This window comes from Streptomyces sp. NPDC048479 (genome assembly GCF_040651435.1).
Lineage (GTDB): Bacteria > Actinomycetota > Actinomycetes > Streptomycetales > Streptomycetaceae > Streptomyces.
The window spans coordinates 37,050-58,035 of the sequence record NZ_JBEZKA010000033.1; the positions used below are offsets into that span (position 1 = coordinate 37,050).

A 20,986-nucleotide genomic window follows, 5' to 3' on the forward strand; every position below is an offset into this window, starting at 1 on the left:
GTCCGTCATCTGCCGAGCAGCGCGGCGAGCGCGCCGACCGGGTCGGTGTCCGGAGTGCCGCGGGGCCACCAGTCCTCGCGGTCCGCGTCCGATTCATAGCCGTACCAGAGGCCGTTGCGGCCGAAGCGGAGCTGCAGCGTGCGGGTGGAGAGGTGGTTGCGCCAAGGCCGGAAGTGCGGGAAGTCGGCGGCGATCAGGGCCGGGCGGGCGCGGTCGAAGGGGCCGGCGGGCGGGTCCCAGGGTTCTTCGAGTACGGCGAGGGCTTCGAGCCCTCCCTGGCGCCAGGCCGCCACCGCGCGGGCCAGGTCGGTGGGAGTGTGATCGGTGGCTGCTGCCAGATCGCGGTAGAGGGCGCGGGTGGAGGCGGTCAGGCCCGAGCCGGGGTGGGCGGCGGCCAGGCGGACCGCGTCCTGCCATTCCGTCAGCTCCACGGTGGGGTCCGTGCCGGTGGTGAGGAGGGTGTGGGCGCGGGCGGCCGCCTCGGTGGCGAGGAGATCCAGGGCGAGCGGGTCGGGCGCGCCGGGCGAGTGGGGGTAGGACGGTGGACGGCCCGGATGGGCCGGAGCCGGGAACGGGGGCGGAAGGGCCGGCAGCGAGCGAGGGGCGAGAGCCTCGCGGGCCGGGACCGTCGGAACGGCAGTGGCGGCGGCCGCGGTGGTGCGCTCGGCGGCCGAGCGGGCCGCGTTGCGATGAGCGAGTGAGGCGAGGATTTCGCGTTCGCCCATGCCGCGCATCAGGAACAGCACGAACGGGTCCTCGTCCAGCAGCCGGGCCGTCTGGTAGCAGAGCGCCGCCGCGTGCTTGCAGGGGTAACCGTCGTCCGGGCAGGAGCAGTCGGGGATCAGATCGCCCGGCGTGGGCAGGAGGTCCGCCACGGTCGCCAGCGCGTGCGGCACGTCCTTGTCGAGCAGGGCCGCGATGTGGTCGGGTCTGGCCGCCGCGGCGGCCAGGAAGTCGTCCCAGTCGCCGTCGGAGAGGGTACGCAGGCGGATCTCCGTTCGGTACGGGCGCGGTCTGCTGCCGTGGACGTACGCCACGACCCGGCCCGGCGTGACCGTGATCGCGTCGACATGGCCGCGGCCCGCGTACGCACGGCCCCGGACGAGGCGGGCCCGGTCCAGGGCCGATTCCTCCAGCGCCTCCACCCAGGTGTTGCCCCACCAGCTGGACGCGAACTCCTCGCCGGTGAGGGGCTCCAGGGCGGGGAACGTCCGGCGGCGGTCGTCGTGGAGGGGGCGGGCGGGTTGGGAGCGCGGGGTCATGAGGGCCTCCGCAGGGAGACGAGGTCGGCCAGCTCACGGTCGGTCAGTTCGGTCAGGGCCGCCTCTCCGGAGCCGAGGACCGCGTCCGCCAACGCCCGCTTGGACGCCAGCATTTCGGCGATGCGGTCCTCCACCGTGCCCTCCGCGATCAGTCGGTGGACCTGCACCGGCTGTGTCTGGCCGATGCGGTACGCCCGGTCCGTCGCCTGCTCCTCCACGGCAGGGTTCCACCAGCGGTCGAAGTGGATGACATGGCCGGCCCGGGTCAGATTCAGACCGGTGCCGGCGGCCTTGAGGGAGAGGATGAAGACCGGGATCTCGCCCGACTGGAAGCGGTCCACCATGCGCTCGCGCTCGGCCACGGGGGTGCCGCCGTGCAGGAGCTGGGACGGGATCGCCAGGGACGTGAGGTGCGCCGCGAGGATGCGGGCCATGGAGACGTACTGGGTGAAGATCAGGACCGAGCCGTCCTCGGAGAGGATCGTCTCCACCAGTTCGTCGAGGAGAGCCAGTTTGCCGGAGCGGCCCGCCAGCCGGACGGTGCCGACGCCTGTCGCAGCGCCGCGCTCCTTCAGGCTGTGCTCTTTCAAAAACTGCGCGGGATGGTTGCAGATCTGCTTCAGCCCGGTGAGCAGCTTCATCACCAGACCACGGCGCGCGATGCCCTCCGCGCCCTCGATCGCCGCCATCGTCTCCCGTACGACGGCTTCGTAGAGGGACGCCTGCTCGCGAGTGAGCGCGACGGGATGGTCGGACTCCGTCTTCGGCGGCAGTTCGGGCACGATGCCCGGATCGGACTTCTTGCGGCGCAGGAGGAAGGGGCGGACGAGCCGGGACAGCCGCTCGACCGCGTCGTCGTCCTCACCGTTCTCGACGAGGCGCGCGTGCCGGGAGCGGAAGGCCTTCAGCGGGCCGAGCAGTCCGGGAGTCGTCCAGTCCAGCAGCGCCCACAGCTCGGAGAGGTTGTTCTCGACGGGGGTGCCGGTCAGAGCGACGCGGGCCGGGGCCGGGATGGTGCGCAGGGCTTTGGCCGTCGCCGAGAACGGGTTCTTGACGTGCTGCGCCTCGTCGGCGACGACCATCCCCCAGGTGTGCGCGGCCAGCCGGTCCGCGCTCGTCCGCATCGTGCCGTACGTGGTGAGGACGAAGCCGCCGTCGAGCTCGGGCAGTGTGCGGTCGGCGCCGTGGAAGCGGCGCACCGGTACGCCGGGTGCGAAGCGGGTGATCTCCCGCTGCCAGTTGCCGAGCAGCGAGGCGGGGCAGACGACCAGCGTCGGGGCCGTCCGGGCACGGTGGAGGTGGAGGGCGATCAACGTGACCGTCTTGCCGAGGCCCATGTCGTCCGCGAGGCAGCCGCCGAGCCCGAGCGAGGTCATCAGGTCCAGCCAGGCCAGGCCCCGCAGCTGGTAGTCGCGGAGTGCGGCGGCAAGGCCCGCCGGAGGCGCAACGGGTGCGGAGGCCGCGGTGAGCCGGTCGCGCAGTGCCGCCAGCGCGCCCGTCGGCACCGCCTCCACCGTCTCGCCGTCCACCTCCGCTGTGCCGGTCAGCGCCACGGCCAGCGCGTCGACCGGCTCGAGCAGCCCCAACTCCCGTTTGCGCGCCTTCCGTACGAGACCGGGGTCGACGACCACCCACTGGTCCCGCAGCCGCACGATCGGACGGTGCGACTCGGCCAGCGCGTCCATCTCCCGCTCGGTCAGCGGATCGCCGTCCAGCGCCAACTGCCAGTTGAATTTGAGCAGTTCCTCGCTGTCGAAGAACGGTGTGCCGTCCGTCGCCGAGCCGGGCGCGGACCGTACGACCGCGGCGGCCGAGAGCGTACGCGCCAGCTCCTTCGGCCAGTGCACCGCTACCCCGGCCGCGGCCAGGCGTGCCGCGCCCGGTCCCAGCAGCTCGTACAGCTCGTCCTCGGTCAGCGGGAGCACATCGGGCACGTCCCGTTCCAGCAGCCGGGCGAGTGGCGGCCAGACCCGGGCCGCGCGCCGCAGCGCCAGCACCGCGTCAATCCTGGCGCGCGGCCCGAAGTCCTCGTCGCCGTCGCCCGCCCACAGCCGGGTCGCGTCGATGACGAGCGTCGGGTCGGCGAGGCTGTGCACCTGGACGAGGGCCGCGCCGGCATTGCGCTCCGCGCCGTCCTCCTCGGCGATGTCGAAGAGCTCGAACGCGGACAGGTCGAGGCGGAGCGAGACCCGCACTCCCGCGTCCATGCCCGCCGCGGCCTCCGCCGCCCACTCCCGTGCGGCGGGCAGATGCTGCGCGGAAAGGGCGGCGAACGGCGCTCCCGCTGCATACGGCGCGGCAGGCGTACGCGGCAGGGTGTCGGCCACCGCGTCGAAGAACGACCGGACCAGCGCCTCGGGCTCCGGCAGCCGCAACGGCCGCAGCTCACCGACGGGAACGGCATGCGCCTCGTACGGCATGGCGGCTGCGATCGCCCGCAGCTGGGCGATGTCGTCGGCGTCCAGCGGGCCCGCCCGCCATGCGTCATGGTCGGTCGCGGTCAGGCCCGGCAGCAGCCTGCCGCGCGCCACCAGATGGACCGCGTGCAGCGCGGCAGCGCCCCAGCAGGCCGCGGCGGGGTGCGCTGCCGGATTCCGACGGGCCCGGGTCAGCAGCGGTACGGCTTCGGCGACCGGCAGCAGCACGGCGGGGACCGTGCGGCTGCGGACGCCGGTGCCGTGCCGGCGTGCGACCGTGAGCTCGCCGCTCGCGTCCCGGAGCCGGTCACCCTCCGGGTCCCAGAAAGCGACCCGCCCCTCGCGCGGCAGTGCGGCCGGCACAAAGACCGCAGCGCAGGTGTGCAGCAGTTGCCGCATGTCGGACGTCATCGGGTCACCTCCCTCTGCCGATCACGTACCGAAGTACTGGATCTACGACCTTACGGGTGAGGTCTGACAATGGGCTCCGGCAGCCGGCCGGGACGGCTCGACAGGCACCGAAGGCACCGCAGCAGACGCCTCGGCGGACACCCTCAGCGCATCCTGTCCCAGAGCGCCCGCTCCTGTGCCCGCGGGTCCGCCACCGGCCCCGATTCCTCGTCGAAGACCATCGTCGTACCACTCCAGCGCGGCTGTCTGGTCGAGCAGCCCGCGGTTGTCCGGTACGCCGTCCAGATGCAGGAAACCCTCCGCGCCCAGGCGGTAGTTGAGCGTCACGCACACCACACCGTCGCGCGCGAACGCTGCCGTTGTACGCCGAGGCCGACCCGGAGCCGTTCGCGAACGCGCCGCCGTGCAGCCACACTGGCACCGGCAGCCGACTGCCCGGACCCGGCGAGGGCGTCCAGACGTCCAGATTGAGGAAGCTTTGTCGCTCACCGTCCTTGCCGTGCTCGCCGTCGCCTCCGGGGATCGAGTCCTCGGGGATGAGGGCGTCGAAGGGCGGTGTGTACGGGACTTTGGGCGCGGTCGGACCGTACGCCGACGCGTCTCGTACGCCCAGCCAGGGCTCAGGGCCCCACCGGCGGCGCGAAAGGATGCGCTGCGGCGTACGGAATGCCCAGGGAGGCCGACACTCCCGAGCCGGTGAGACGGCCGCGGACCGCGCCTGACGGGTCGTGCACAACGGTTCACCATGCGTCACGAATCAGGCTCCGTCGGCCGAGGCAGGCGTCCGGTCGTGAGGAACGCCGGGACGCTTCCTACCCGGCCGGGACCGCGCTCACCCGGCAGCGCGGCCGAGGCGGCGGAGCTCAGACGCCGGACCTTTCGCGGCAGGGCTTTGCGACAGGGGCCTATGCGGCGGGAGGCACCGCGGGCGGCAACGGCGGCACGGGCTGGACGGGCTGCACCGGCTGAACCGGCGACGACTCCACCGGCCGGCTCTCCTGCGACGGTGACTCGGGCTGCGACTCCGGCTGCGCGGGATGCGACGGCAAGGCCTGCTGCGGCTCGGACGGGGACTGCGCGGGTTGCTGGGCCCGTTCCAGGAAGCGCAGCAGCTCCACCGGGAACGGCAGCACCAGGGTGGAGTTCTTCTCGGCCGCGACGGCGACGACAGTCTGCAGCAGCCTCAACTGAAGGGCAGCCGGCTGCTGGGACATCTCCTTGGCGGCCTCGGCGAGCTTCTTGGAGGCCTGGAGTTCGGCGTCGGCGTTGATGACCCGGGCCCGGCGCTCACGGTCCGCCTCGGCCTGGCGCGCCATCGAGCGCTTCATCGCCTCGGGCAGGGACACGTCCTTGATCTCGACCCGGTCGATCTGCACACCCCAGCCGATCGCCGGACTGTCGATCATCAACTCCAGTCCTTGGTTGAGCTTTTCGCGGTTGGAGAGCAGATCGTCCAGATCGCTCTTGCCGATGATCGACCGCAGTGATGTCTGCGCCATCTGCGAGACCGCGAAGCGGTAGTCCTCGACCTGGACGATGGCATCGGGGGCGTCCACGACCTTGAAATAGATCACGGCGTCGACCCTGACCGTCACGTTGTCCCGCGTGATGCCGTCCTGCGCGGGCACCGGCATCGTCACGATCTGCATATTGACCTTACGCAGCCGCTCGATGAAGGGGACGATCATGGTGAAGCCCGGGGCCCTGACGTCGTCACGCAGCCGACCGAGGCGGAAGACCACGCCCCGCTCGTACTGCTTGACCACCCTCGCGCCCGCCATCGCGTACAGCACACAAGCGGACGCGGCCGCCGCGCCCGCAGCCACCAGCTCCTCGACCATCAGGGCACCCCCTACCGTCCGAGCCGGATGTTAATTACCACGGTATGCCCGGTATACCCCCTCGGTCGAGCTCTCACCCGCCCATACCGCCCCACCTCAGCAGGAAGGCCGCACCTCGGTGCGGGTGCGGCCTACGGGCGGCTTCTAGAGGCGCTTGCGCACGAGGGCGACGAGCTCGGCCGTGTGATTACGCCGCACCCAGGCGATCCCGCCGAAGATGACGAAGAGGATGACGGGCGTGATCGCGTACTGGCCGTCGAACACGGTCATCTGCGTGATGAAGGCGCCGATCATCAGACCCATGAAGGCGAGCGCCGAAAGACCGGAGAGGATCGGGATCACCAGCGCGATCGCACCGGCCAGCTCCAGACCGCCCGTCAGATACATGAACCAGTCGCCGAAGCCGATCTTGTCGAAAGCCTCCGTCGCGGAGGAGTGGGCGACAAGCTTGGGCCCGGCGCTCGGGACCGCCATGAACACCGCGAGCACGATCTGGAGCGTGCGCACCGCGAGGTGCGAGCGGCGGCTCAGCGTCGTTCCGGTAGCGGTGGCAGCGGCGGTGTTCGAGGTGGTGACGGCGGTTTCTGCGGACATTGTGGTCTCCTCCGGTAAGCGCTCCGTAGTGCTTTCAAAGAGGTAGACCGGGAGGGGGCCCAGGACTCATCGCCGCCCCGGGCCCCAACTTCAAAATCTTCAACTGCGCCTGTCCGGCGCCTTGGGCCGCGCCCGGACCCGGCTTCGAGCGCTCATATCGCGAACCAGCCGTGCCCGCCGTACCAGTGGCGGCCTGCTCGCAGATGGTCGCCGACGGCGCGCTCCACGCCCGTTCGGCGCGGCAGGGCGTCCAGCGGCAGCTCGGGATCGCCGAACACGAACGCGACCGGAGCGCCGTCGTCGGCTTCCTTCTCCTCGTACGCGGTCCGGAAGCGGTCGTGGAAGCGGACGATATTGGAGTCCTTCGGCAGATACTCGGCGAGCTGGGGGTCGAGCAGCCAGGAGTGGCAGGTGGCCACGCGGTAGGGCTCTTCGGGGAAGTGGCGGGCGAAGAACTCCAGGGCTCTCGCGAGGGATCGGTCGCACGCCTCAGGCGCGATCGGCCCGAGGAAGTCCGGGATATGCACATTCAGGGCGAGGTCGCCTGGCCCGAACGGCAGCCCGGCCGCCCGCACGGCCTCAACGGTACGGTCGCCGAGCCGGGAACGCTGGAACTGCAGCCGCCCCAACTGGTAGATCTCGCCCCGGAAGTGCAGCCCGATCCAGCCAGGTATCAACAGCCCGCCCGTGCCGCGCCTCCGTCGGTGAACGGCGACATTGCGCCCGAGGTCGGCGAGCGTACGGCGGGAGACGTCTTCCGGGACGGACTGCTCCCGGTGGTACGCCCGTACGTACGGGAGCGCGGCGACGAAGACGTACACCGGGAGCCAGCGGCCGACCGCCCCTGACTTCTCGGGCAGCCGCGGCAGTTCCCCGCCACCGCCGATCTTTCCCATGTCCTGGACCAGCTCCCGCACGCCCGACTCCAGGAGCCGGCGCAGCCCGGGGTCCGACATCATCCGGCCCCGCAGGGCGAGGAGTTCGTTGATGTCCTCGTGCGGTACTGCCAGATCCACCAGTGCCTCGGCCAAGCCGTCCGCGTCCGGCAGCTCCACCAGCACGTTCGGCACCAGTGGCCCCTCCCCGGACTTCCGCGGATCCTGGCCCGGCGGACTGCCGTGCTCTGCCATGGGCTGCTTGTCCACTTCTCAGCTCCTCGACGTCGGACTCGGAGATGGACCGGATGGAAAGGGGACCGGGTACGGACCGAACACTGACCTGATAGTGGTGCATCCTGGAGTAGGAGATGCAAATGTCATGCGCACTGGGAGTGAACCGACAACTGCACGCAGTCCCCTGCGGTTGCGGCTCTGGCTGACTGTATGGGGCCTGATCTGGGCCGCTGCCGGCACAGCGGCCTTCACGCTGGCCGGACGCCCCGGCTGGGCGGCGGCCTGCGGAGCGCTGCTGCTGATCGTCACGGTCGATCTCGCCATGGTTCTGCGCCATATCCACCAGGGTCCGCACTACCAGCCGGGTCGCGACATACCGCCGTACGAACCGGACCACGGCGGCCGCCGGCCCAGACCCGGTCAGTAGATGTGGACGTTGGCCCCGAAGAGCCCAAGCCCAGTGGATGCGGCCTGCCGCCAGGCTCGCAAGGGGCCGTCCAGGACGGGCTCCTCCCCCTCGTGGTAGTCGAGCCAGACCTGGTCCTCGGCCGCGACCCGCTCCTGCGGGGTGAAGGTGAGGGCTTCCTCGACCGCCGGCAGCGTCCGCCGGACCTCGTTCGAGGTCAGCAGGAAGTCCCCGCACCACCCCGGCAGCTGCGCGGCCCGCCGGGGACCTATCGCATGGAACAGCGCGCTGAGGGCGTAGTCCTTGGTGAAGACGGCGATGTACGGAGGCACTGCCTCGGCGAATGCCTCCCATATGTCGTAAAGGTGGAATCCGCAGTCGTCGCAGCAGTGCAGTTCGTTCAGGGGGATCTCCGACGTCAGCCGCAGGAAGGCATTGACGGCCTCGCCCCGCTCGCTCCCCAACGGCAGGTCGCGCCAACTCCGGTGATCGGGCAGCGGATCGGCACACCATGCCTGCCAGGCCCACTGCGCCTGCGGCGACTCCCGGTGCCGCTCGATCAGCGGCTGGACCCGCGGCACCAGACTCGCGATGACGTCGTCCTCGTGCGCGGTGATCGACCACGCCGAAGTGATCCCCATGGCAGTGTCCTTCCCCCGTCTCCACCGTGGATCTACGACGTTACGGGGTGGGTCTGACAACGGAGCGAAACGGCCTTCCCCAGGCCTCCGCCGGGGCTCCATCAGGCTTCCGCCGGGCTTCCTCACGCCTGCGCGTCGAAGCGCGCAGCCTTCAGATACTCCGGCTTCGGGTCCAGCGCCGCCGCCAGGCGGAAGTGACGCTTCGCCTGCTCCGGGCGGCCGGCCCGCTCGAAGGTGCGGGCAAGTGCGAAGTGCGCGAAGGCATTGTCCGGCTCTCGCTCCAGGACCAGCTCGAACTCGAGCTCGGCCGGACGCAGTTGGGCCGCGGCGAAGAAGGCGCGAGCCCTCAGCAGCCGCGCCGCGGTGTTCTCCGGGTGGGCCGCGATCACCGAGTCCAGCAGCTTCACGGCCCCGCGCGGATCCCTCGCGGCCAGCAGTTGCTCGGCCGCGCGGTAGTCGATTACGTGGGTATCCGGGTTGCTCTTGGGCACGGTCGCATCCTTCCCTCAGTTGGACGGTTCCAACACCGGGTCCGGCAGCATATTCCGAACAGAAGACAAACCAACAGCTCAGCCGGGCGGCCGGACAGCCGAATCGAGTGCACGCTGCTGCCCGAAGCCGACAAGACACCCAGCGGCACGAGCGGGCCCCCACGATCGACGGATGCTAACGGGAGCCGGACTCCGCGGCTGCCCGCTGGGTCAGCTCCGCCCAGACCTTCCGCACCTGCGGCTCCAGTTGTTCCAGGGGCCCGTCGTTGTCGATGACCAGATCCGCGATGGCCCGCCGCTGCTCCCGCGTGGCCTGCGCGGCCATCCGCGCACGCGCCTCGGACTCGGCCATGCCTCGCAGCCGTACGAGCCGGTCCAGCCGGGTCTCGGGCGATGCGTCCACCACGATCACCAGGTCGTACAGCGTCGCCAGATTGTTCTCGGTGAGCAGCGGTACGTCATGGATCACGACCGCGTCCGGCCCAGCCGTGCCCTCCAGCTCCATCGAGCGCGCTCCGACCAGCGGATGGACGATCGCGTTGAGCGCCGCCAGGCGGTCGGCGTCGGAGAAGACGATCGAGCCGAGCCTCGGCCGGTCCAGGGTGCCGTCTGCAGCCAGGATCTCGGGGCCGAAGGCTTCGACGACGGCAGCGAGCCCGGGCGTTCCGGGCTCGACGACCTCGCGAGCGATCTTGTCGGCGTCGATCAGCACCGCTCCGTACGAGACGAGCAGACGGGAGACTTCGCTCTTGCCGGCTCCGATTCCGCCGGTCAGGCCCACCTTCAGCATGAGCCGCAGCCTACGCGAGCGCTCTACGCGTCACCCTCCCGCTCCGCGAGGAAGCGTTCGAATTCGAGGCCGATCTCGTCGGCGGACGGCAGGTCCACCGGCTCGGCGACCAGACTGCCCCTGGTCTCGGCACCCGCCACGGCGTCGTACTGGTGCTCAAGTCCCTGCACCAGCGCCACCAACTCCTCGTCGCCCTCGCCGATCTGCCGCTCTATCTCGGTCTGGGTGCGATGCGCCTCGGTACGCAGCGAATGGGCAACGCCCGGCAGGACCAGGCCCGTCGCGGCCGTGATCGCCTCCAGGGCGGTCAGCGCGGCATCCGGGTACGAGGAACGGGCGACATAGTGCGGCACATGCGCGGCAACGCCCAGAACGTCGTGTCCGGACTCCATGAGGCGGTACTCGATCAGCGACTCCGCGCTGCCCGGCACCTGCGCCTCGTCGAAGGGGCTGCGGTGGCCCGGCATGAGGTCCGTGCGGTTGCCGTGCGGGGTGAGCCCGACGGGGCGGGTGTGCGGGACGCCCATCGGGATGCCGTGAAAGTTGACCGAGAGGCGCACTCCGAGCCGCTCGACGATCTGCGCGACGGCGGCGGCGAAGCGCTCCCACTCCACATCCGGCTCGGGTCCCGACAGCAGCAGGAACGGCGCGCCTGTCGCGTCCTGGACGAGCCGGACGTCGAGTGTCGGGGTTTCGTAGCCGCTCCAGCGATCGCGCCGGAAGGTCAGCAGCGGGCGGCGGGCCCGGTAGTCCACGAGCCTGTCGTGGTCGAAGCGGGCCACGATCTGGTGGGGAAGCGTGTCGAGGAGGTTGTCGACGATCTGCTCGCCGGTCTCACCCGCGTCGATGTATCCGTCGAAGTGGTACAGCATGACCAGGCCGCCCGAGTCCTGCGCGAGCGCCATGTCGACGACCGCGAGGCCCTTCGGCTCCCATTCGTACAAATCCTGCGGATCAAGCACGGTTACCGCTCCTCCTCGTGTTCGTAGAGGAGAACGCGTGGTGACGTACGGGCATTCCCGCCTCACACGATGAACACCTCTGAGGGGAAGCCCAGTTCACGGCAGCGGGTTCACACCGAACTGATCCAGACCTTGGCATGGCCATGGCCCGTCCCTACGGTCACGGGCAGTCGGAGTTCACAACTCGCCCGTCGTTCATATATCAGAACAGGAAGGCACCCCACATGCGTACCCGAAAACCACTCCCCGCCTTACTGTCCTCCGCGCTCGCGACCGGCGGCCTGTCCTTGCTGGCCATCCCAGCACAAGCCGCCACAGTCACTGATGTGACCACCGCCGCCCAACTGAAGTCCGCACTGGGCCTGACCAACATCCCGGTCACGCCGTAGCCAGAAATACGGCGGAATGAAGGTAATGAAGGTGCGGAATGACGTAAGGCCCGCTCCCCAGGGGGAGCGGGCCTTACGTTCAGCTAGTCACCAGCTGGGGCAGAGCGTCAGCTCTGGCCGCCGGCCAGCTTCTCGCGCAGGGCAGCCAGGGCCTCGTCCGACGCCAGGGCGCCGGAGTTGTCGTCCGACTCCGAGGAGTACGAACCGCCCGTGGCACCCGCCGGGGCACCGGCAGCCGGGGCGGCAGCGCCCTCGGCAGCAGCGGCCTCGTCGGCCTCGCGGGACTTGATGACCTGGGCCTGGTGCTGCTCGAAGCGCGTCTGCGCCTCGGCGTACTGGCCCTCCCACGCCTCGCGCTGGGTCTCGAAGCCCTCGAGCCAGTCGTTGGTCTCGGGGTCGAAGCCCTCGGGGTAGATGTAGTTCCCCTGGTCGTCGTACGACGCGGCCATGCCGTACAGCGTCGGGTCGAACTCCACCGAGGCCGGGTCGGCACCGAAGGACTCGTTGGCCTGCTTCAGCGAGAGGCTGATGCGGCGGCGCTCGAGGTCGATGTCGATGACCTTGACGAAGATCTCGTCGTTGACCTGGACGACCTGCTCCGGGATCTCCACGTGGCGCTCGGCCAGCTCGGAGATGTGGACCAGACCCTCGATGCCCTCGTCGACGCGCACGAACGCACCGAACGGAACGAGCTTCGTGACCTTACCGGGCACAACCTGCCCGATCTGGTGCGTGCGGGCGAACTGCTGCCACGGGTCTTCCTGCGTCGCCTTCAGCGACAGGGAGACACGCTCGCGGTCCATGTCGACGTCGAGAACCTCGACGGTGACTTCCTGGCCGACCTCGACAACCTCGGACGGGTGGTCGATGTGCTTCCAGGAGAGCTCGGAGACGTGGACGAGACCGTCGACGCCACCCAGGTCCACGAACGCACCGAAGTTGACGATCGAGGAGACGACGCCGGAGCGGACCTGACCCTTCTGCAGGGTCGTGAGGAACGTCTGGCGGACCTCGGACTGGGTCTGCTCGAGCCAGGCACGGCGGGACAGGACCACGTTGTTGCGGTTCTTGTCCAGCTCGATGATCTTGGCCTCGAGCTCCTTGCCCACGTAGGGCTGGAGGTCGCGGACGCGGCGCATCTCAACGAGGGAGGCCGGCAGGAAGCCGCGGAGGCCGATGTCGAGGATGAGACCACCCTTGACGACCTCGATGACGGTACCGGTGACGATGCCGTCCTCTTCCTTGATCTTCTCGATCGTGCCCCAGGCGCGCTCGTACTGAGCGCGCTTCTTGGACAGGATGAGACGGCCTTCCTTGTCCTCCTTCTGGAGAACCAGGGCCTCGATCTCGTCGCCGACCTTGACGACCTCGTTCGGGTCGACGTCGTGCTTGATCGAGAGCTCGCGGCTCGGGATCACGCCTTCGGTCTTGTAACCGATGTCGAGGAGAACCTCGTCCCGGTCTACCTTGACGATGACGCCATCGACGATGTCACCGTCGTTGAAGTACTTGATCGTCTCGTCGATCGCGGCGAGGAATGCTTCCTCGTCACCGATGTCGTTGACCGCAACCTGCGGAGTGGTGGCGGTGGTCTCGGTGCTGCTCGTCATGTGGGTAAGGGCTCCGGTACGGACGGTGAGTCGTAGGTACTGCTACGCCGAGAGCCCGTATCGCAGCTGCAGAAGCCGGACAGCCTGGGAAGCGCCGACCCAAGAAACCTGGGCGGCGCCTCGTGAACCGAGGGGACATGCATACAGATGCGAGCGCGGCCTGCTCTGTCTGAGGCGCGCAGGCCCGCAGCGCAACTTGTAGCATACGGGGGCAGCCGGGCACGGTCAATGCGCGAAGGCGCACACCCGGGGCGGAACGTCCCATACCCGGCACAACTAATGTTTGCCGAGGCCACCATGGCCGCCAGTGGTCGCGCTGAACGCAAACTACAACGACGGTGACGATGTTCCAAGATTTTGAGCCGGAAGCCACCCGCCGTAACACCGGGAACTCGGAGAGCAGCCGCGCCAGCCGCGGCTGGTGGGACCGGAACGCCGACGAGTACCAGACCGAGCACGGCGCGTTCCTCGGGGACGACCGTTTCGTGTGGGGCCCGGAAGGTCTCGACGAGGCGGAGGCCGGTCTGCTGGGGCCCGCCGGGTCGCTGAAGGGACTCTCTGTTCTCGAGATCGGCGCGGGCGCGGCGCAGTGCTCACGCTGGCTGGCCGCACAGGGCGCGCGCCCGGTGGCCCTGGACCTCTCCCACCGGCAGCTCCAGCACGCGCTTCGGATCGGCGACAGTGCCGGCCACGTACCGCTGGTGGAAGCGGACGCGGGGGCACTGCCGTTCCGGGACGGCTCCTTCGACCTGGCGTGCTCGGCCTACGGCGCGGTTCCGTTCGTGGCCGAGCCGGTGAAGGTCTTCCAGGAGGTACGGCGTGTACTGCGGCCGGGCGGGCGGTGGGTCTTCTCGGTGACGCACCCGATCCGCTGGGCCTTCCCCGACGAGCCGGGGCCCGAGGGGCTCTCGGTGGCCGCTTCGTACTTCGACCGCACTCCGTACGTCGAACAGGACGAGCGGGGGCGCGCGGTATACGTCGAGCACCACAGGACGCTCGGCGACCGGGTCCGGGACGTGGTGGCGGGAGGCTTCCGGCTGGTGGACCTGGTCGAGCCGGAGTGGCCGGCCTGGAACAGCCAGGAGTGGGGTGGCTGGTCCCCGCTGCGCGGACATCTGATCCCGGGGACTGCGATCTTCGTCTGCGAGCGCGACTGAGGTCCTCGGCCGAGCCTGTGGAACGAGCTCGGGCAATCAGCTGTGGAACGAGCTCGCGGAATGAGCCTGTGCACCGAGCTTGCGTCAGGGCCTGCGCCTGGACCATCTGAATGAGCTGCCCCGGCATCTTGCGAGACTGGGGCGGTGATCCGTGAAGACGTCCTCGCCGGCCTGCCCGTACAGAGCGCCGTGCCCGCGCTCAGGCATGCGCTCGACACGCACGGCTGCGCGGTGCTGTGCGCGCCGCCCGGGACCGGCAAGACCACGCTCGTACCGCTGGTGCTGTCCGGGCTGGTGGGTGGCGGTCCTGTGCGGCGTGTGGTGGTCGCCGAACCGCGGCGGATCGCGGCGCGGGCCGCAGCGCGGCGGATGGCGTGGCTGCTCGGCGAGCAGGTCGGCGGGAAGGTCGGTTTCACCGTGCGCGGGGAGCGGTTGGTAGGGCGCGGGACGGTGGTGGAGGTCGTGACCACCGGTGTGCTGCTGCAGCGGCTGCAGCGCGACCAGGAACTGGCCGGGGTCGATGCGGTGATCCTCGACGAGTGCCACGAGCGGCATCTGGACGCGGACACGGTGGCCGCGTTCCTGCTGGACGTACGAGCCGCGCTGCGGCCGGAGCTGCGGCTGGTCGCAGCCTCGGCGACCACGGACGCACAGGGCTGGGCGCGGCTGCTCGGCGATGCGCCGGTGGTGGAGGCGGCCGGGGTCGCGCATCCGGTGGAGGTGGTCTGGGCGCCGCCGGCGCGGCCCGTACGGCCGCCGCACGGGATGCGGGTCGATCCGGCGCTGCTGACCCATGTGGCCTCGGTGGTGCGGCGGGCGCTGACCGAGCGCGTGGGCGATGTGCTGTGTTTTCTGCCCGGAGTGGGTGAAATCGGCCGGGTCGCGAGCCAGTTGGCGGATGTGGGCGCGGAGGTGCTCCAGGTCCACGGGCGGGCGCCGGCCGCGGTGCAGGACGCGGTACTCGCGGGCTCTTCAGGGGTACGGAGGGTGGTGCTGGCCACCTCGGTCGCGGAATCGAGCCTGACGGTACCGGGCGTGCGGGTCGTCGTGGACGCGGGTCTGGCGCGCGAGCCGCGTACCGATCACGCGCGGGGCCTGAGCGCGCTGACCACGGTGCGGACCTCGCAGGCGGCGGCGCGGCAGCGGGCGGGGCGGGCCGGCCGGGAGGCGCCGGGCACGGTGTACCGCTGCTGGACCGAGGCGGAGGACGCCCGGCTGACGCGGTTCCCGTCGCCCGAGATCAAGGTCGCCGACCTGGCTGCGTTCGCGCTGCAGGCGGCGTGCTGGGGCGATCCGACGGCCTCCGGCCTGGCGCTGCTCGACCCGCCTCCGGCCGGTGCGCTGGCCGCGGCGCGTTCGGTTCTTGCCGTGATCGGCGCGGTGGACACGGCAGGCCGGGCGACCGAACGGGGCGTACGGATGGCCCGGCTTGGCCTGCATCCCCGACTGGCGCGGGCGCTGCTGGACGGCTCACAAGAGGTGGGCACGCGCCGGGCCGCGGAGGTGGTCGCACTGCTCAGCGAGGAGCCGCCGCGGGAGTACGGCGACGACCTGGCCGCGGCCTGGCGCACGGCGCGCCGTGGCGGCGACGCGTATGCGGGGCGCTGGAGGGCGGAGGCGGGGCGGCTGGAGTCGTCGCTGTCCGTTCGCCACCCCGCGTCGTCCCGCAACCGGGGCTCCGCCCCGCACCCCGCGCCGCAATCGTCGGCGGGACTTGGCCCCGACGACGCCGTCGCCGGGCTCGTCGCGGCGCTCGCGTTTCCCGAGCGGGTGGCCCGGGCCCGGGGCGAAGGGGCGTTTTTGATGGCCTCCGGGACCGGGGGCGAGCTCGTCGCCGGGTCGCGGCTGCGCAGCGCGCCCTGGCTCGCCGTCGCTGTCGCGGACCGGCCCGCACATGCCGCCTCGGCACGGGTGCGGCTCGCCGCCGTCATCGACGAGGACACGGCGCGTACGGCCGCTTCGCATCTGCTCGTCGCAGGCGAGGAGGTCCACTGGGAGAACGGCGATGTCGTCGCCCGCGAGGTGGAGCGGCTCGGGGCCGTCGAGCTCTCCGCGCGCGCACTGAAGGACCCGGACCCCGCTCTCGTACGCGAAGCCCTGCTCGAGGGGCTACGGCGCGAGGGACTCGGGCTGCTGCGCTGGACGCGGGAGGCGGAGGGGCTGCGCGAGCGGGTCGCCTTTCTGCACCGCGAGCTGGACGCGCCCTGGCCGGATGTGTCGGACGCCGCACTGCTGGACCGCACCGATGAGTGGCTGGAGCCGGAGCTGTCCAGGGCCCGGCGGCGGAACGATCTCGGACGTGTCCAGGCCGGCCAGGCGCTGCAGCGACTGCTGCCCTGGGCGAGCGGCGACGCGGCCCGGCTCGACGAGCTGGCGCCGGAGCGGATCGAGGTGCCGAGCGGCTCGCGGATCCGGGTGGAGTACGGCGGGGCCCAGCCGGTCCTGGCCGTGAAGCTCCAGGAGCTTTTCGGGCTGCGCGAGACGCCCACGGTCTCGGGCGTGCCGGTGCTGGTGCATCTGCTCTCCCCCGCCGGGCGGCCGGCGGCGGTCACCGCGGACCTGGCGTCCTTCTGGAAGGACGGATACCGGTCCGTACGGGCGGAGTTGCGCGGTCGCTATCCCAAGCATCCCTGGCCCGAGGACCCGTCGACGGCCGAGCCGACCCGGCGCACCAAGGCGCGGCTCAGCAGGGAAGCGGGAAGCTGACCCGAAGAGCATTCTTGAGCTGATCCGAAGGGCATTCCTGAGCCTCTTCGGATGCCGACGGGTCGGGGGCGCAGTGGGCCGTCAGGCAGGGACCGGCTCCGGCTCGCGCTCCGCGGCCGGGGCCTGCGGCCGGCGCCCGCGGGCCTCGAGGACCAGCGCGAGTGCCAGCAGTCCACCGCCCAGGACCAGGAAGCCCCATGGCAGGTACGAGGTCATCAGCAGCACCAACTGCCGCTGGGACTTGACCAGTTCTACGGTGGAGTCCACATAGTCCGGGCGCATCTTCACATGCCCGGCGAATGCGGTGACCTTGTCCCGGCCGCCCAGCAGCGTGCCGCCGCGCAGCTCCTCCCGGTGGATCTCCTCGCCGTTCACGGGACCGCCGGTGACCGGGTCGACCCAGAACATCCGCTTGGTGGTGTACCAGCGAGTGGTGCCGGTCTGCTTCTCCAGCGTGGTCGCTTCGATGCCGGGGATCGGCATCTTCTTCGGGTACGGCACCTTGGTCCACGGGATGGTCTGCTCGAAGTAGTAGACGTCGAGCCCGCGGAATTTCTGCGTCCCTTTGTAATGAATGGGCGCGGACGTACGCGCCTGGGCGTCGAAATACTGGTAGTCCCGCTTCTCGGCGAGGAACGGCCACTTGAACTCGATGCCCTCGCGCCGCACCGCGTCGCCGTCGACCATTTCGCCGGTGGCGTGCACGGGCTCCTGGCTGTGCGCGTCGAAGATGTAGCGCTCGGGGATCTGGGAGACCATCTTGCCGTCGGGGCCCTGGACGTAGGAGAGCGAGTCCCAGACGACGACGTCACGGCCGGCGCTGCGCTCGATCTTCTCGGACTCCTCCACATTGCCCTTGAGGGTCTGCACGATGGTGACCTTCTCGACCTGCTTCGCCTGCATGGAGCCGTAGTCGAGCAGGGTCGCGGGCTTCGCCTCCAGCACCATCTCCTGGTACTGGCTGGGCGGGATCTTCACCAGCCTCGGGAAGGCGTACCAGCGCAGCAGCGGTGAGAGCGCGGCGAAGAAGACGGCGAAGGCGAGGAGTACGAGGCCGGCTCTGCGGCGCATGGTCCGGCCCTCCTACTTCTTGGCGCCGGGGACGGTGGTCAGCAGCGGTTCGGGCGAGGTCTCGCCGGGAGGTGCGCCGATCGCCGTGATGGTGAGGACGAGGGCGAAGGCGGCGGCCAGCCCGATGGCGGCGGCGACGAGGGCGCGCATGCTCGGCCTCCCGGGGAACTCGGATCCGATTCCGGATCTGATAGAGCGTCAGGGCGGGGGCACCGTAGCAATCCAGCCGCGAGATGAGAACACGTTGCACCACCGACACATGGCACCGCCCCCCTGCCCGGTGGCGGCAGAGGGGCGGTGCGGAAGTACTGAATGGCTGGTCGGACGGCCGGTCGGGCCCTCGGGTCAGGCAGCCGGTGCGGCGACCTTGAGCTCGATGGTCACGGTCGCGCCGCCGGCGGTGGTGAGGCGGAGCAGGAAGGTGCCCGTCGCATCGTCCGCGTAGATCTTCGGGAGCTTCAGGACTCCGTTGGCGTCGGTCTTCAGCTCGGTGAGCGTGCGGACCGTCTTGCCGTCGGCGTCCTTGAAGTACGGACCCTTGTCGTTGACCACCGGCTTGTCCGCCGGGTTGTCCGCCGGGTTGTCCGCGGCGGTGATCATGGTGGCGGTCATGGCCACACCCGAGGCGATGGCGCCCTTGTAGGTGGCCTTGACCTCGACGGCGTCTGCGAACTCGGTGCCGGGGGCTGCGGTGAGAACCTTGTCGTCGGTCCTGGCGATCGCGTCCGCGGCCCGCACAGTGACAGTCGCGGTGAAGTCGACGACGGGCACCCGCGGGCCCACCACCTTGGCCCGGACCGTGAACGTGCCGGTCTTCTCACCCGCCTGGAGGGTCGGCGCCGCGACCGTTCCGTCCGCGCCGGTGTGGAGGACGACGCTCTTCTTCCCGCCGGCGAAAAGGGCATCCGTGTCGCCGACGATCTCGAAGCCCACGGCCTGCAGCGGGACGGTCCGGCCTGCGGCGTTCTTCACCCGCACGGTGGGCCGCGCCGTGAACTCGTGGCCGGCCATGGCGGCCAGCTCGGCGGTGCCCGCGTCCTCGAGACGGGTGACGGGCGACGGGCTCGGCGGCGGCGTCGGCTTCGGCGTGGGGGGCGGGGTCGGGGTCGGGCTGGGCTTTCCGCCCGTGCCGCCACCCGGCTTCGACGGTGAGGGAGCCGGGGTCGGGCGGTGGCTGCCGGGAGCGGACGGGGTCGGCGTGGGAGTGGGGGTCGGCATGGGGCCCGAGCTGTCGGGCGTGTTGCCGACCGGCAGCACACCGGTGCCGTCCGGAACGCCGTGCGTACCGCGCTTGTAGAACTCGAACCAGGACAGGACCGTACTCAGATACTCCTGCGAGTGGTTGTAGCCGAGGATCGCGCGGTCGAGGTCGGCCTTGAGCGCCAGGTCGCGGCCGTCGGCGCAGAGATAGCGCCCCGCGGCGAGCGCGGCGTCGTAGATGTTGTTGGGGTCCCTGCGTCCGTCGCTGTTGGCATCCTCGCCCCACTTTTCCCAGGTGGAGGGGATGAACTGCATCGGGCCGACCGCGCGGTCGTGCGTCGCGTCGCCGTCGTAGGCGCCTTTGTCGGTGTCCGAGATGTTCGCGAAGCCGACGCCGTTGAGAACCGGCCCGAGGATCGGGGAGAACGTGGTGCCGTTGGCGTCGACCTTGCCGCCGCGCGCCTGTCCCGACTCCACCTTGCCGATCGCGGCGAGCAGCTGCCACGGGACGCGGCAGCCGGGGTCCGAGCCCGCGATGGTCCGCTCGGCCTGCTTGTACGCCGCGAGTACGGTGGCCGGAATGCCCGCTTCGGCTGTACCTGTCGCGGGCAGATCGATCGAAGTGGCCGGTTTGTCAGGTGTGTTCAGCGGCGGAAGGTCGGTGTAGTACGGGGAGTTGCCGGTGACCGGAGTGCCGGGGGGCGGGGTCGCATCGGACGCTTCCCGACTGCCGCCCGCGGTGGCGTGCGTGGCGCCGGGCGCCCCGGAGGCGGAGAGCGCGGCCACGGCAACCGCGGCAACCGCGGTCGTCGTCGCTCCCTTGCGCAGTCGGCGGCCGAATTGCGCTGCCATACGTCTTTTCCTCCCCGTCGGCGACTGTTCGCGCTCCCCAGCGCGCACTCACGTGACCCTACGACACCTACGGGCCCCGGAACACCGGACCTTGACCGTTTTTCACCCTTCCGCTACCTCCCGGTCGCCCGGGATTCCCGATCAGCAACTTCACGCATACTGGGCGCCATTGATCGACGACGGTCCAGGGGGACACCATGCCGTTCACGCTGAGCCATGCCGCGGCGGTGTTGCCGGGCATCAGGAGAGACGGGACCGCGCGCGGACCGCTCGTCGCGTCCGCGCTCGTCGCCGGCTCGTTCGCCCCCGACATGACCTACTTTGCGGACACCGCGATCCCGGGCGCCATGGAGTTCGGCGATGTGACGCACTCGGTGGCCGGAATCTTCACGGTGGACGCGCTGATCGCCGCGGCTCTGGCGGGGCTGTGGCTTCTGCTGCGCGAGCCGCTGCTTGCCCTGGTGCCGTACGCGTGGCGCGGCAGGGTCTACGCCTTCGTCCGGGGAGAGGAGTGGCGTGGGCGTGGACTCCCGGCGCTCGCGGCCCTGTTCTATGTCTCGGCGGTCCTCGGATCGACCACCCATGTGGTGTGGGACAGCTTCACGCATCTGGACCGCTGGGGCATGAAGGTCTTCCCGTTGCTCGGCGAGATGGTCGCGGGCTTCCCGATGTATCTCTACTTCCAGTACGGCGGCTCCGCGCTCGCCCTGCTGGCCCTCGGCTGGTTCACCGGGTCCGCCCTGCGCCGGCAGTCCCGCTCGGAGGCGCCCGCTTCCCTGCCCGTACTGCGCGGGCGGGAGCGGTGGTGGGCCTGGGCGCTGCTGGCGGGGTGCGTGGCAGCCGGGGTCGTGCACCGGTGCCTGCGCTATTACGCGTACTGGGGGGAGATCCGCACGCCGCTCGACATCGTCCCGACCGCGTGCTTCGGGGCGGGCGCGGGGCTCGCCCTGGGGCTGGTGCTGTACGCCGTGGGGGTACGGCTGCGGCACCGCTCGCGCACGGACACCCCCGGTTCCCTGCTGCCGCCGGTGCGTTCCGGCAGGGGATCAGGCTGATCCCGCGCCGGAACGCACA

The 20,986-nt window shown here is 70.6% G+C and carries 18 protein-coding genes and 1 pseudogene; 5 read left to right on the forward strand and 14 right to left on the reverse strand.

Annotated elements, in window-relative coordinates; all coding sequences use genetic code 11:
- Nucleotides 1-5 precede the first annotated feature (5 nt).
- The 6 genes and pseudogenes from AB0D12_RS34605 to AB0D12_RS34630 form a co-directional block, all read right to left on the reverse strand.
- Nucleotides 6-1,262, reverse strand: a complete 1,257-nt coding sequence (locus AB0D12_RS34605) for an SWIM zinc finger family protein (RefSeq protein ID WP_362691981.1) — start codon at nt 1,260-1,262, stop codon at nt 6-8.
- Nucleotides 1,259-4,090 carry a DEAD/DEAH box helicase gene (locus tag AB0D12_RS34610; RefSeq protein WP_362691984.1) on the reverse strand — a complete coding sequence of 944 codons (2,832 nt, stop codon included), beginning with the start codon at nt 4,088-4,090 and terminating at the stop codon, nt 1,259-1,261. Before AB0D12_RS34610 ends, AB0D12_RS34605 begins: the two co-directional genes overlap by 4 nt.
- A 42-nt stretch (nt 4,091-4,132) precedes the next feature.
- Nucleotides 4,133-4,844 (reverse strand): annotated as a pseudogene (locus AB0D12_RS34615) (carboxylesterase family protein).
- A 151-nt stretch (nt 4,845-4,995) separates the two neighbouring features.
- Nucleotides 4,996-5,931, reverse strand: a complete 936-nt coding sequence (locus AB0D12_RS34620) for a slipin family protein (protein ID WP_362691987.1) — start codon at nt 5,929-5,931, stop codon at nt 4,996-4,998.
- Between the two features lie 144 nt (nt 5,932-6,075).
- Nucleotides 6,076-6,525 (reverse strand): DoxX family protein, encoded by a 450-nt coding sequence (locus AB0D12_RS34625; protein WP_362691990.1) that lies wholly within the window; start codon nt 6,523-6,525, stop codon nt 6,076-6,078.
- 152 nt (nt 6,526-6,677) lie between these two features.
- Nucleotides 6,678-7,670 (reverse strand): acyltransferase domain-containing protein, encoded by a 993-nt coding sequence (locus AB0D12_RS34630; protein WP_362691993.1) that lies wholly within the window; start codon nt 7,668-7,670, stop codon nt 6,678-6,680.
- A 112-nt stretch (nt 7,671-7,782) separates the two neighbouring features.
- On the opposite strand from AB0D12_RS34630, the gene AB0D12_RS34635 reads away from it, so the two are divergent.
- Entirely contained in the window at nt 7,783-8,064 is a 282-nt protein-coding gene (locus AB0D12_RS34635; RefSeq protein WP_327322915.1) for a DUF6343 family protein, read from the forward strand.
- On the opposite strand, the gene AB0D12_RS34640 is transcribed toward AB0D12_RS34635, so the two are convergent.
- The 4 genes from AB0D12_RS34640 to AB0D12_RS34655 form a co-directional block, all read right to left on the reverse strand.
- Nucleotides 8,058-8,684 (reverse strand): hypothetical protein, encoded by a 627-nt coding sequence (locus AB0D12_RS34640; RefSeq protein WP_362691996.1) that lies wholly within the window; start codon nt 8,682-8,684, stop codon nt 8,058-8,060. The two genes, AB0D12_RS34635 and AB0D12_RS34640, sit on opposite strands and share 7 nt — an antisense overlap.
- Nucleotides 8,685-8,806: 122 nt before the next feature.
- A complete protein-coding gene (locus AB0D12_RS34645) occupies nt 8,807-9,175 on the reverse strand; it encodes a tetratricopeptide repeat protein (RefSeq protein WP_362691999.1) in 369 nt (122 codons plus the stop codon).
- 175 nt (nt 9,176-9,350) lie between these two features.
- A complete protein-coding gene (gene coaE, locus AB0D12_RS34650; protein ID WP_362692002.1) occupies nt 9,351-9,965 on the reverse strand; it encodes a dephospho-CoA kinase in 615 nt (204 codons plus the stop codon).
- Between the two features lie 23 nt (nt 9,966-9,988).
- Entirely contained in the window at nt 9,989-10,927 is a 939-nt protein-coding gene (locus AB0D12_RS34655) for a PAC2 family protein (protein WP_362692005.1), read from the reverse strand.
- 224 nt (nt 10,928-11,151) lie between these two features.
- On the opposite strand from AB0D12_RS34655, the gene AB0D12_RS34660 reads away from it, so the two are divergent.
- Complete coding sequence (locus AB0D12_RS34660) at nt 11,152-11,316, forward strand: hypothetical protein (protein ID WP_362692008.1); 165 nt, start codon at nt 11,152-11,154, stop codon at nt 11,314-11,316.
- 107 nt (nt 11,317-11,423) lie between these two features.
- Here the strand turns inward: AB0D12_RS34660 and rpsA are convergent, their stop codons facing one another.
- Nucleotides 11,424-12,926, reverse strand: coding sequence for a 30S ribosomal protein S1 (gene rpsA, locus AB0D12_RS34665; protein ID WP_362692011.1), 1,503 nt, complete (start codon nt 12,924-12,926; stop codon nt 11,424-11,426).
- 344 nt (nt 12,927-13,270) lie between these two features.
- On the opposite strand from rpsA, the gene AB0D12_RS34670 reads away from it, so the two are divergent.
- Entirely contained in the window at nt 13,271-14,083 is an 813-nt protein-coding gene (locus tag AB0D12_RS34670) for a class I SAM-dependent methyltransferase (protein WP_362692014.1), read from the forward strand.
- A gap of 144 nt (nt 14,084-14,227) precedes the next feature.
- On the forward strand, nt 14,228-16,789 hold the full coding sequence (gene hrpB, locus AB0D12_RS34675; RefSeq protein WP_362692017.1) for an ATP-dependent helicase HrpB: 2,562 nt from the start codon (nt 14,228-14,230) through the stop codon (nt 16,787-16,789).
- Between the two features lie 81 nt (nt 16,790-16,870).
- Here the strand turns inward: hrpB and AB0D12_RS34680 are convergent, their stop codons facing one another.
- The 3 genes from AB0D12_RS34680 to AB0D12_RS34690 all read right to left on the reverse strand — a co-directional run bounded on the left by AB0D12_RS34680 (nt 16,871) and on the right by AB0D12_RS34690 (nt 19,912).
- Nucleotides 16,871-17,860, reverse strand: coding sequence for a DUF3068 domain-containing protein (locus tag AB0D12_RS34680; RefSeq protein ID WP_362692020.1), 990 nt, complete (start codon nt 17,858-17,860; stop codon nt 16,871-16,873).
- Nucleotides 17,861-17,872: 12 nt separating this feature from the next.
- Nucleotides 17,873-18,010, reverse strand: a complete 138-nt coding sequence (locus tag AB0D12_RS34685; RefSeq protein WP_362692023.1) for an SPW_0924 family protein — start codon at nt 18,008-18,010, stop codon at nt 17,873-17,875.
- 195 nt (nt 18,011-18,205) lie between these two features.
- Complete coding sequence (locus AB0D12_RS34690; RefSeq protein WP_362692026.1) at nt 18,206-19,912, reverse strand: lytic transglycosylase domain-containing protein; 1,707 nt, start codon at nt 19,910-19,912, stop codon at nt 18,206-18,208.
- Between the two features lie 197 nt (nt 19,913-20,109).
- Here AB0D12_RS34690 and AB0D12_RS34695 point away from each other — a divergent pair, with 197 nt between their 5' ends.
- Nucleotides 20,110-20,967, forward strand: a complete 858-nt coding sequence (locus AB0D12_RS34695; protein WP_362692029.1) for a DUF4184 family protein — start codon at nt 20,110-20,112, stop codon at nt 20,965-20,967.
- Nucleotides 20,968-20,986 lie beyond the last annotated feature (19 nt).